The organism is Candidatus Curculioniphilus buchneri endosymbiont of Curculio glandium (genome assembly GCF_964275155.1).
Classification (GTDB): Bacteria; Pseudomonadota; Gammaproteobacteria; order Enterobacterales; family Enterobacteriaceae; genus Curculioniphilus; species Curculioniphilus buchneri.
Map to the genome: position 1 here is coordinate 379919 of NZ_OZ193413.1, position 13588 is coordinate 393506.

Annotated in this window: 8 protein-coding genes; 2 read left to right on the top strand and 6 right to left on the bottom strand. The window is 26.6% G+C overall.

Annotated elements, in window-relative coordinates:
* Positions 1-2041: 2041 nt before the first annotated feature.
* Positions 2042-2272, top strand: coding sequence for a 50S ribosomal protein L28 (gene rpmB, locus ACICP0_RS01135; protein WP_395480118.1), 231 nt, complete (start codon positions 2042-2044; stop codon positions 2270-2272).
* Positions 2273-2289: 17 nt separating this feature from the next.
* On the top strand, positions 2290-2457 hold the full coding sequence (gene rpmG, locus ACICP0_RS01140; protein ID WP_395480119.1) for a 50S ribosomal protein L33: 168 nt from the start codon (positions 2290-2292) through the stop codon (positions 2455-2457).
* Positions 2458-2864: 407 nt separating this feature from the next.
* Here the strand turns inward: rpmG and coaD are convergent, their stop codons facing one another.
* The 6 genes from coaD to rfaD all read right to left on the bottom strand — a co-directional run bounded on the left by coaD (position 2865) and on the right by rfaD (position 11902).
* Positions 2865-3347, bottom strand: coding sequence for a pantetheine-phosphate adenylyltransferase (gene coaD, locus ACICP0_RS01145; RefSeq protein ID WP_395480120.1), 483 nt, complete (start codon positions 3345-3347; stop codon positions 2865-2867).
* On the bottom strand, positions 3344-4129 hold the full coding sequence (locus ACICP0_RS01150; RefSeq protein ID WP_395480121.1) for a glycosyltransferase family 2 protein: 786 nt from the start codon (positions 4127-4129) through the stop codon (positions 3344-3346). Before ACICP0_RS01150 ends, coaD begins: the two co-directional genes overlap by 4 nt.
* A 5-nt stretch (positions 4130-4134) precedes the next feature.
* Positions 4135-5406, bottom strand: a complete 1272-nt coding sequence (waaA, locus tag ACICP0_RS01155) for a lipid IV(A) 3-deoxy-D-manno-octulosonic acid transferase (protein WP_395480122.1) — start codon at positions 5404-5406, stop codon at positions 4135-4137.
* Positions 5407-8920: 3514 nt separating this feature from the next.
* Entirely contained in the window at positions 8921-9886 is a 966-nt protein-coding gene (rfaC, locus tag ACICP0_RS01160; protein WP_395480123.1) for a lipopolysaccharide heptosyltransferase RfaC, read from the bottom strand.
* Positions 9883-10935, bottom strand: coding sequence for a lipopolysaccharide heptosyltransferase II (waaF, locus tag ACICP0_RS01165; protein ID WP_395480124.1), 1053 nt, complete (start codon positions 10933-10935; stop codon positions 9883-9885). Before waaF ends, rfaC begins: the two co-directional genes overlap by 4 nt.
* 31 nt (positions 10936-10966) lie before the next feature.
* Positions 10967-11902: an ADP-glyceromanno-heptose 6-epimerase gene (rfaD, locus tag ACICP0_RS01170; protein ID WP_395480125.1), complete on the bottom strand. Its 936-nt coding sequence runs from the start codon at positions 11900-11902 to the stop codon at positions 10967-10969.
* Positions 11903-13588: the final 1686 nt, after the last annotated feature.

A 13588-nucleotide genomic window follows, 5' to 3' on the forward strand; every position in this document is an offset into this window, starting at 1 on the left:
TAGTATTATATATGCGATGTATGTAGTAGAATTAATACTAATATAATTCTTCTTTCTCATATTTTATTCTATTAATTTCTAGAAAAAATCTAAATAAGACAATTATGTTATTTTATAATTGACAATTGTAATTGTGCTTATTGTTATAGTGTTTATCTGAACTTATATCACTGTGTCAGTGTAACTATGTATCAAGTTTAATAAATAAGATATTTAAAAATAATTATATTATTAAATTTTAAGTATGTAATTAGCATCATTGTTATATTATAATTTTACAATATCTAAATTTAGCAAAGCGCAAGAGTAATGACAATTGCTTATCGTCTATGAGATTTTTAATCATGCTATATAACTTCGCTATACTATGTATTGATCAAATATATTAATAAATACGCACCATAATTACTTCATAAACAACACTAAACAAAATAGATAATGTATCTACAATATGCATATAACACTTCATAAATAAGATAAATTATTTTTTCAATAAGAAAATGGCATTTTTAGTTTACAGAGTTGAATAATGTAATATCGTTAGTTTAGTCTGATAGATTAATAAAATGCGTTTTGAAGTAAATTAAAAAATCCTAGATGTTTAAAAGCAACTGTTTTAGTTATCTAAGTATCAGATATTTCATATTTTTAATATTTGATAGTTAAAATTCTCTATATCCATTTCCCGATTTCCATATTTATTTATATATAAATAAGTCAAAATATTTGAAATAAACTGATTGCATCTACAGATATTATCTAAGACTTGTATATTAAAGAATTTAATATGACACAAAACATGAAATATATCATTAATTTTGTATGATTTATTTGTTTATTATAAAATAAAATTGATTTTTACTATTTTATCATGGTTTTTCTTATAACGTAGCAAATTTTTAATGATTGAAAAACTACATAGATCGAGCTGATGTATAGTAATTTAAAAAGTTAATACAGCAATTAAATTTAATATACAATCCAATATTGCAATTTGATATATATCACATATATATAGATGTAGTTTATTAAATAAATATAATCATTCACAGAATGAATCATATTCTGATATGCTGATCTAACGTAATTAGATAAGTAATCATTCTAACATCATCTTTTATATAAAATAAAAAGTGTTTAACATAAAACTATTAACATTTATTTTATAAACAGTCAATAAAATGAATCAAAACATACTACAAGTATTCATTGTGTTCACTAACACAAAGTACTTACTTATTAAAAGTCATATAGTCTATAGTTTCAATTGTATCAAAAAAATTAATGAAATACATTAATATATAGTTAATATATAATAATATACAATTGTAATCCAATTGTATACGATAATAACAGAAAGTTTTAATAAAGTGACGGCTACTATTAGTTAAGTTAGAAACATGTTGTACATATTTCATATGTAATATCAAATATGTACGTATACCTTAGTTTTGACGTTAATATATTCTATAATGTACTATTACATACACATTATCATATTGATGATGTATATGTAGTTAATTATATTTTTTAACATCATATTATTAATGATAATGAGTTTTTTAAAAAAATAAATCTGTAAAAATGTTCTATTACTATAAATAATAAAAATAAAAAAATAATGTTTTGTAAATAAATAGCTTTGCTAAAGTAAATCATTTTTGATTAGGAGAATTTGCAGCACTACGATCTCAATCGTAATTAAATCTACGATTATCATCATTCTAATGTTAATTAATAAAAGAAAAATATTTTTTTGATAATGTCGTTGTCACCATGGTATTTATCGATACATAACAAAATTTGAACATACATATATTAAGATGTATAATTTTCGATTGTTAGTTATTTGAGGCAATCATGAATTAAGTATGATATACTTATGAAAAAAAGACCAATTATTTTGTAAATAGTTCGTTTTATATAGTGTTATATTAGGTGATCTTTTTATAAATGTTATAAAATAAAGTAGAATGCTTATTATTATTTGACTAACTTTATAGCTCATTTAAATAATTTAATTAATTGGAGGAGATCAAAGATGTCTAGAATCTGCCAGGTTACAGGCAAACATCCGATGAACGGAAATAAACGATCTCATGCGATGAATGCAACGAAACGTCGTTTTCTACCTAATTTACATTCTCATCGTTTTTGGATTGAAAGTAAAAAATGTTTCATTACACTACGATTATCTGCAAAAGGTATGCGTATAATCGATAAAAAAGGGATAGAGATAATTTTATCTACTCTTCATTTGAATAGCGATTAACATTAAGGATACACAATATGGCTAAGGGTGTACGAGAAAAAATTAAGTTAATTTCTTCTTCGGGTACTGGCCACTTCTATACTTGTACGAAGAATAAACGTAATCAATCTGAAAAAATTTCACTAAAAAAATTTGATCCAATCAAACGAAAGCATGTAATTTATAAAGAAAATAAAATTAAATAAAATAAATAAAAACCTATAAAAAATCCATATTAAAATTTATACCTTTAAAAAAGGTGATTGTTTCTTACTCTTTAGTAGACAGTGTTAGGTATTATTAAAAGTGAAAATAAATTTATATTATTTAAAACTATTCTTTGAATAAATTAATATATTATTTTAAATATTATAAAAAAAAGAAGTAACAAACGCACATTATCTAATCTATAAGTTAATAAAATAAGTTAATACAATATGTATTTTAAAAGAAAAGTTATGAACATAGTTTTTCACGTCATTTAAAACGAAATTTTATTCGAATAATCTAGTAATCTGGATTAACGTTTAGTGATATCAAATGATATGTTTAAATAAAATGAATTCATCTAAAAATAGAATGACTGCAAGTTTCAGGATGATCATTTTCCTGTTTAAGGACATAGCCGTATTCTAACTTCTTTAGCAAAAGGTAAAGGTAAAAAACAATTGAGATCTCCGCCATGAAGTGCCATATCTTTAACTAGCGTAGAAGAAAGAAAGGACCAACATTCACTTGGCATCATGAATATGCTTTCTAACTCTGGCATCAAATAACGATTCATTTTTGTTAGTTGCATTTCATATTCAAAATCCGATGCAATACGCAATCCGCGGATTAAAATCGTTGCTTTTTGTCGACGAGCGAAATTAACAAGCAATTCGTTAAATCCAATTACTGTGACATTAGCTAAATGTGCAATAACTTGAGTCGATAATGCTACACGTTCAGATAAATCAAATAGAGGACATTTTCTAGTACTATCAGAAATTGCTAATATTACTTGATCGAAAAGCTTTGCAGCGCGAGTCACTAAATCCAAATGACCATTTGTCATTGGATCAAATGTGCCAGGATAAATTGCTGTTTTTATCATATATTTTTTCTTTTCCTAGTATAATTTAAAGACCATAGAGTAGCATACTTATTAAAAGTATATTGAGCATTTATCATTGCAAGCAACCAACCATGTGAACCCTCTAGAAAACCAGCACGCAGTATCCAAGTGTTAATAAATGCACCATAAGTACGACAAATAACGGCAAATAGGCTACATGTAAATCCTACTTGATCGTGCTCTTGTGCCCAGCATTTTGCATATTTCAGTTGTTTTTTCTGAAATGTTATAAAATCATAACCAGTAAAATGTTGTAAATCACCCTGTAAAGTGACAATATTGGGATGATCCACAGTACTTAATGATTCATGCACTTGTTGAACATTATAGTGATAATGTTTTCGTTCATACAGCCGAATTACTCGATCAGGATACCATCCACCATAGCGAATAAAACGGCCCAGAAAATAATTGCATCTTAGACAGCTATACACTACTCCATCTATAATCGGCTGTTGAAGTACTTGTTGAATAGAATTACGTAATAGCGGTGTGACACGCTCATCAGCATCAATCATCAGGATATAATCACTACAAGCAAGTGATTGAGCACGTTGACGTTGTATACCAAAACCTTGCCAGTCAGTAATTTGAAAAACTTGTGCACCCATTCGTTTAGCGATATGACATGTCTCATCATGACTTCCAGAATCTAGTACTATAATCTCATCAGCCCAATTTACTGACATTAAGCAATCTGATAGCAATGCTGCTTCGTTAAGCGTAATTAGCACAACCGATAGAGTTTTTCTCTTTGACATTTTCATTAACTCCGTGGCAAATAAAATTCTATTAAGTTTAGTAGGCGTTGGAGCGCACCTTTATTCTTATGTAAAACATCTACTGCATGACGGCCATAATACAAACGATAATTTTCGTCACTTAACAGAATAGAAATAGTACTTACCAACGATGTCACATTAGTTACGGTAATTAATCCATTAGTTTCTTCTAATTTTTTACAAATATCGAGAAAATTTATAATATGTGGCCCCATTAAAATTGGAATAGCATGTGCTGCTGCTTCTAAAGGATTATGACCACCATATTTCACTAGACTTCCTCCGATAAAGGCAAGATCGGAGATACCATACAGTAACATCAATTCACCCATTGTATCTCCTACAACAACTTGGGTTTGTCTAGATGGAATATGACCACTACTTCGCATAATGTAACTAAAACCAGCTTCTATTGTCATTTCCTTTGCTACTGAAAAACGTTCAGGATGGCGTGGTACTAAAATAAGAAGTAAATCAGGAAAAGTTATTAAAAGCTGACGATGTGCTTGTAATAATAATATTTCTTCTCCTTTATGGGTACTACTAGCAATCCAAACACGACGATGAGATGCCCATTGGTAGCGCAGTATAGTAGCTTGCATGGCTAAGTTAGGTGTTATAGAGATGTCAAATTTCAGATTACTTGTTACTACTAGCTGGTTTTTCTGAAGTCCTAATTCTAAAAAACGGACGCCATCGTCTTTATTTTGAGCAACAATAACTGTGATACAACGCATAATGTCAGCGATGAAACTATTAAATATTTTATAACCAGCAGCAGAGCGAGAAGATAGGCGAGCATTGGCAATGATCAATAGAACGTGACGACGATGTAATTCTTTAATTAAATTAGGCCATAGTTCTGTCTCCATAATAATCACAAGCTTAGGTTTTACATAGTCAAGAAAACGTCTTATAGCATCAGGAAGATCATAGGGCATATAGACATGATGGACATCATCCTTTTCAAATTCCGATAGTACTCTTGCAGAAGCGGTAGGCGTTGTAGTAGTTATAGTAATCGGTAATATTGGATAACGGTGGCATAAAATACGCACTAATGGTATGGATGCCAACGTTTCTCCAACAGAAACTGAATGTAGCACAATGCCACCTGGTTTTACTTTTCCTTGACAAAATCCATAACGTTCCTTCCAGCGCTGTCTATAGGCAGGTATTTTTCTACTGCGCCATAATAATTTTATCCATACAAAAGGTTGTATCAAATATATGATGATATTATAAATAATAATCATTACCTATTGTGACTCACAATAAATTATGTACTGCATGATTTTAAAATTCAAATGTACCATGCTCTAAATTGGTAATCTAATATTCTTATACGAATGATAGTATTGTTTAATAATGTATCATTTGTCTGATACATTTTAATATCGGCTGCATAATGACTATATAATAACATCAGAATGTGATAGCAAGCTTATAAAAATTTCTGTCAACGGCCTAAGTTAATAAAAAATATTTATGATATAAGCTCATTATAGCGTTTACTCATTGCATGAAATGACTGCGATGTATGGTATTCAGACTGTTAGCATTTAATAGATCGAGATATTACCAATTCATTCCATGAATTTTTCATGATATCTGTAATGGTAAATTATTATAATAACTTATAATCCACAGGCCATAATTTCTAGTATGGATAAAAATAGGAAAACGGATAAAACAAAAGTAAGATGAGTATGTTAGCAATATAGTATAATATGCTAACATAGTTTGCCATACATTAATATATTTAAGACAAAAATGAAAAATTTCACCGCTATTTGATAGTAAACAAAGATTTTTATTATTTCTAATGACACTAAGAAAGTAATTGAAATAAAAAAATACTTCAATGCTAATCGTAATTATAGGTGAAATAAAACGTTAAATCCAAGTTTGCATCGGAAGTAATAACACAATTAATTGCTATACAGTCCTGCTCTTTTTCATAAGAAAAAAGATCCTATCAATGCATTATAAATCAAAAATTATTTATTTTCTTTTATTCTATATAATCATATTATATCATTTCTAACCGTCGAAATTTTCTTTTTTTTGATATTATATAATAATATTATCGACTAATATAAGTTAAATTAAAATAATAAGCATATATCATACAACGCTATTTTGATCTAATCATGTTTGAGAAATTTTTTTCCTACATAACATATCTTATCTCCCTATAAGGCTCATCGTGCTATATTCACTTGATCTAGAATATCCGGTAGATTAATTCAATAGCTTTATGAATTAATGAATGTGAGTTAATAATATGTAAAAGATGAAAGTGTAATAATTATTTTAATATTTCTTGTAATTGATTATATTAATCTGAAAAATGTATCTTTTATTATCACTAATCTTCCTATTAGGAATAATTTTATAACTTTACTGATACACATAAATGATGAATGAATATATGTACTCAAATTTATTATTGACTCGATAAAATAACAGAATCCTTTTTGATTTGAATGACACTTTGATTATAGTTTTTAATAAAAAATAAAATTGTAAGAAAAATGTTCACGAACAGGTAGTAATTATAGTAAGTTTATACTCTATTTATTACAATAAATATAAATAGTCTATATATTTTACAAATATACTACAACTGTATTAAAATTAAAAAGTATTAGCTGGTTACATAAAAATAATTAACATGATATTAGCACCAATATTATCAATAATTATCTAATATAATTTTTCAAATGTAATATTTCAAAAAGTTGATATTATTAATTTGAATATTGCAACCGATGAAAATGATAACATTTTCTAGAAAAAATTTAAATTAATAATTTTAGATATTAATCTAATATAATATATTAAGAAATTAAGGATTACTTAATTATAGAAGAGGATATTTTTCTAGATAGAATCTATAAACTATAATTAATTTTTAGTAATAGTACTTTCTAATATTCTGAAGAAAAAATAAAATAAAGACTCTGTGTAGTTTTAATGATATCTTTAAACTTATGAATCAATAATAGTTTTTTATTAAACTGTAATTAAAAATAGATTTTTACTTCCATTGAAAAATGATAATTTAATGGGCCACAATAGATACTGTTTATTATAGTCATTTTATATGCTATAGAAAATACAACTAAAAAAAGTGTTAATTTTGTTAAAAAGAACATGAATTTTATTCATTAGTATCCTACTTTTTAAGTATGCAAAATAAATCAATATTATGAGTGCAGATAATCATAGTAGTGAATACTGCTGTTTAAAAAAGAAAATAACAAGTTTAAATATAACCATTAGATAATAAATTCAACATTGATCTAGTATCATGTACAATTCTTTCATTAACTACGTTAAGTTATTTGATGTTAAAATAATCCGCTAGATTAATAACATTATGTGTTTCATAAAAACGCTAGATAAGCAACGAACTGATATATATGAACGATAAAAGATAAATACACAATATTAGAAAAAATAAATAATTCCAAAAATTGGATTATTAAAATGACTATATTATACGTAACATAAGCTAAAATGGCTAACGATTCATTGCAGTTCAATCTTAAACTTCTAATTTGGAAGATAATTGATGATCGTATAAGGTGAAATTATCTTTTAACTTTAAAAAAAGTATAGACAGGATGCTGAAAAGTTGTACCTACAATGTAGGTTGTTTCAAAAAAAAATATTGAAAGAAAATAAAATTTACTGATATGATTATTCATTTAGAAAAAAAACAAAAAATTTTTAGTCAAATCAAATTGCTTAGATACTTATTTTAAATAAAATTTAAATTTTTATATCCATGCTAGATGTAAAAAATTACATTTTATATAGAAACTTTAGTTAAGTACTTTTTACATTATCTTAGATACCTCAAATTAATAAATTTGATCACATTCTTTTTACGTAGTTATAGCTGAGAGCATACAGCCATTAAAATAATTAATAATGCGAAAAGATCTTATACGATTATATAAAAAGGTTATATAACATGTGATTCCAATACAATTGATCTTTAAAGCTAGATTTATATCTAATATCTTATGTTTGGAATGTAATGAAATTTTTATTTGTAAGTAGATAGTAAATTTGGTGATTATACAAAGATTTCCTCTAAAAGAGTTTAGATTATCTTGGCTAATGCTATTAAAAGTGTTATTTTATTTTTGTATCTGTATGATAGAAAATATATATGTTTTTATGGATCCATAAATAATTCAGTAAAAATTAGAATTTTTTTATACTAAGCATATATATTGATATATAATAATATGCTTATTTATATAATATATCATAATCATATCAACTTATATATTTAATTTGCTATTCAATAAGTTTAAATAATCAAAATTAATTAATCATATAACTTCCTATACAAACTATAATATTTCATGTTATTAATATGAAGAATAATATATCTTATATTAGATTAAATATGTAAACTTTAAATTTTAAATTTACATGTGTATCATTATTTTTTAATTAAATGATTATAACTAGATTTAGTTATCTAAATCATTTAAAAAAAATACGTTGCTTGAATACCTGATTATTCCGTTAATTTAATTTTATTTTTTATAAAATCTCTGAAAAAATACAATATTTTATCGTCTGAACCTACTTCAATTATCTAAATATAATAAGCTATATATAATATAGCGAGTAAATTACTATTCTTAACGTCAATGAAATTTAGTTCAGTAGTGGATATAATATTAATTAGTAAGACTGAAGTAATATAAATAAACTACATCAATTATCAAAAGAATATTATTTTTATTTTGATGTTAAAATTGTTTGTAAAGCTTGCCATACGCTAACTGCGGTTAAATTTTTCATATTTCCATCTTTTGCACGTAAAATCTTTTGATACCGTCCGTGAACACCAATCAAATTAGGATCAGTTGGACCATAGAGCGTCAAATTCGGGCAATTTAAAGCAGCTGCTAAGTGACTAATTCCAGTATCTACTGATACTATTGCCGTGGCACCGATCAATTGTTCTGCAATTTGCATCAGTGAATGCGATAGTAAAATTTCAACATGGCTATATCCTTGGGCTAATCTATAAGAACGCTGATATTCATCGTTTGATCCCCAAGGTAATTTAATTCGATATCCAGATTCATTAGTAAATGCTATCAATAGACGCCAATGAGATTCTGGCCAATGTTTTCGTATATGGGTTGTAGAATGTAAAAAAATTAGATAAGGATTTTTACTTATTAGTTTGGACTTAAAATAATGTGTAATAGCATAGTCGATAAGATTGTCGGAAAGTATATAGCTTAAACTGTTGGAAAAAAGCTGACGTATGCGTTTAATAGCATGCTGCTGTTTAGCTACTGTATGACGCTGATTATAAAAAAAACTCGCTAAAGGTTCACGCGCACTCTTATAATCCAAACCATGTTTTTCACCATGAACAAAAGCTACCAAGGCAGCACTTTTAATTAATCCTTGAGCATCAATGATAATTTCATATTTTTTTTTCTGCAATTGAAATGTAAAATTAAATAGTTCTTGTATTGTCTCTGTATTAAACCAATTGTATCTCCATCGACGAAGCGCTACCGGAAATACTTGGCATACTGCAGGATGCCAAGTAGGAATTTGAGCAAAATTTTCTTCTATTACCCAATCAAAACGGATGTTTACTAGCATGTTCATGGCATCAGTCAATGCAGGAAGAGTATGCAATATGTCACCCATTGAAGATATTTTAATAATTAGAACATTCATGTTGTGTTTTTAGGTAAGAGCAGTATTGTTTCTAACTCGCTAAGAACTCGAGCAGGTTTAATAGCTATTAAACTTTGATGATATTGTTGTTGATTAATACTTTGTCGGATTTTATAACGTCCTGTGGTTAAACGAATAACCCGCGCTTGACTAGAAAGAGGTGGAGTAAATTCTGGACTACTAGGCCCATATAACGCTACCAACGGACGATCTAACGCACTAGCTATATGCATTAGTCCTGAATCGTTACTGATAATTCCTTGACAAGCAGCAATAAGCTTCACTGCTTGTTCTAAAGTGGTTTGTCCAACTAAATTATGGCAATATCGACGTAAAGTTTTTGGTAAAGTATTATTAATTGATTCGCTAGACTTAAAATCTTTCAATGAACCAAATAGTACGATTTGATAATTACGATAAATCAGTTCTTTGGCAAGGGTAGCGAAATGGTAGTGTGGCCAACATTTGATCAATCCACATGCTGCACCGAGACACAATCCAATAAGTGAACGCGTACTTGAAGGAATAAAAGAACCCAAAATTTTTCTAATCTCCTGAACGTCAACTCTTATCCTAGGATAGGGTAGTGGTTTCGGTAGATCTTCAGCACTACGTATCATGTGACTATCATAAGCTAGAGCAGCGTAACGCTGTACCATCAATGGAAACGCTTGTTCATTTAATATACGAATGTCGTTTAATAAACCGTAACGCATTTCTCCACGCCAACCAATACGTCGAGGAATGTCAGAAAAAAAAGGTACAAGTGCTGATTTGAAAGAATTAGGTAAAACCAAAGCTAGCCGATAGTTATGCTTACGTAAAGCACGTCCTAATTGATAACGTTGACCTAATTTTAGAATCTTATGATCAATCGGCATCACTAAATTCTGATTAACTTCTGGCATATAATTTAGTAAAGCGCTACACCAAAGTGGTGCCATTACATCAATTTTTACATCAGGATAATGTCGTTTTAGTAAACGATATAAACTTTGAGACATCATCATATCGCCAATCCAAGATGGTCCAATCACTAATATTTTCATCAAGTACTGCTTCTATTATTGATAGAACATATTAAGGAGAATTATTTAACCAGTTTAAATATTCAACAATTCCCGTATTAATGGTTGTAAAGGATCGATTATACCCTGAAGAACGTAGTTTATTTAAATTTGCTTGAGTATAAGTTTGATAAACTCCTTTGAGGTTTTTAGGAAATGAAATATATTCAATTGTTTCTTTTTTATGATAGTCTAGTACAGCATTTGCGATAGTTTGAAATGTTTCTGCCTGGCCAGTACCACAATTAAATATACCAGATATTTTTTTTTTCCAAAACCAGATATTAGTCGAAGCCACATCTTTAACATGAATAAAATCACGTTTAAATTTTTTACTTCCTTTAAATAATTTTGGATTTTGTCCAGTTTGGACTTGATTATTTAAATGGAATATCATACTTGCCATATTACCTTTATGTCCTTCGTGAGGACCATATACGTTAAAATAACGTAAACCACAAATTTGCGATGAAGTTTTCGGTAGTAATATGCGTACATACTGATCAAATAAAAATTTAGAATATCCATAAATATTCAATGGATGTTCATACTTTCGATTTTCAATGAAATTTTCTATCCGATTGCCATATATGCTTGCTGAAGATGCATATAAAAAAGGTATCATTAATTTTATACAGTAATGTACCAATATTTTAGAATATTTATAGTTGTTATACATTATATAATTGCCATCTTGCTCAGTAGTGGATGAACAGGCACCTTCATGAAATACTGCATTAATATTATTACCAAAATTATCACCAGATACAATACAGTCCATGAAATCTTTTTTATCCATATAATCGCTAATGTTCAGGTCTACTAAATTCACATGTTTAGCACCATTTTTTAAATTATCTACAACCAAAATATCATTGTATCCGATCTGATTCAACGCAGTAATAAGATTACTGCCAATAAATCCAGCTCCGCCTGTAACTATTATCATAGTTTATCCTTAAAAAATAGGTGATACATAATATTACTATCCACCTAATAAATATCCTCATTGTAACACTATATTTTTAGTATAATATCATTGTCGTTAGTCAAAGAAATTTTTTCTATTCACTACATATTCTAATACACTATACATAATAGCAATGTATTTTTGTATTAATTTAAAACCAAATATTTTGATTGAAATTCATTAACTTACATGATGTCAATATAAAAATATTTGATATGAAATTAAATTCATAATTTATCCTTAAAAAGGATTATATAACACTAATAGGCTAATTTTTATAACTTTAGATATTAAATTATATAAATTTGATAAAAAGAATGAAAATCTTTTATGTCCAATATTTAGGTAATAAAATTATCTAGTTATAAATTTTATAGATTAAAAACATTACCATGTATGTTGTAAAATGAAATAATGTTAATAGTTTTTTAAAAAATTATTAAGTTAATTCTTATAAATTAAATTTTTTAAATCAAAGTTAGAAGAAATAATTATTAGATAATCAAGATTCATATATTCTCCTGTGCATATTGAAAGATTGTATTTAATAATTTAATATTATTAATATTTATACTAAAATAATATCTATTATATTTATTTCTATCGAAATTTAAATATCTTTTATATGAGATAAATAACTACTTTAAATTGCCCTTTTGATATATAAAATTTTTTTATAAATAAAGGTCTATCTAATTATATTAGATGGACAGTGAAAGTAATATCTAGATATCTATCTATGATCTGATGGCTAATAATATTAATTAATATAATGTACATTACTTTTATGGAATTGATGATTATTGATTTCGTATATTAATTGAAAGAGAATAGAAAACGTTTTGTAAACATTAAGTGTATACAATATAATAAACTTATGCACTTAGCATCTTTAACAATATTAATTATCAATTCCTACTAATAGATACTAAGCTAATAAAATATAATATTTTATTATGGAATAATTAAATCAAAATAGTAATATATATTTTATATTAATTTAATTATCACTAGTGACTTAGATAACTTTGCTAAATATGTAAATCTTCTAAAAGCGTGCTTTGGTTTTTTTAAGGCTCTATAAAAAATAAGATAATCTTTTGATATTAATTTTATAAAGATTATAGTTTGATTAAAATGACCATTATCAATATAATTGTCAATCTATGAATAAATAAACAAATATTATTCATTAATTATTAGAGTTAATAAATGACCGTTAAATACGGAATGAAATTGAAAATAATGAATTAAAAGTATTACTACCAGTAAAAAATATTTTCATGTATACCATACATGTTTACTTTTTTAATTAAATTTAATTTTTATTAAAAAACAGTATATATAATATATTCAATACATTTAAAATTACTGTGTGTGATTAATGTACATAGGTACATTAGTTTTATGTTGATAGATTTTATTATTTTTTTATAGTATACATATTAATTAATATTAACATGAACTGTTTGGCTTAACCTTAATTGACTATTGGTAGATAGTAAAATTGCTTTTTTATACATATTATGTATATCTCCATAAAGATGAATTGCTCCTATCAAACGAGATAGGCGATAAGCTATTTATTGTGTGAGTTTCTCCAAAGAGAAAACATCACTCATACTGCATTCACATATAAATCTAATGTATACTATTTGTTAGCAT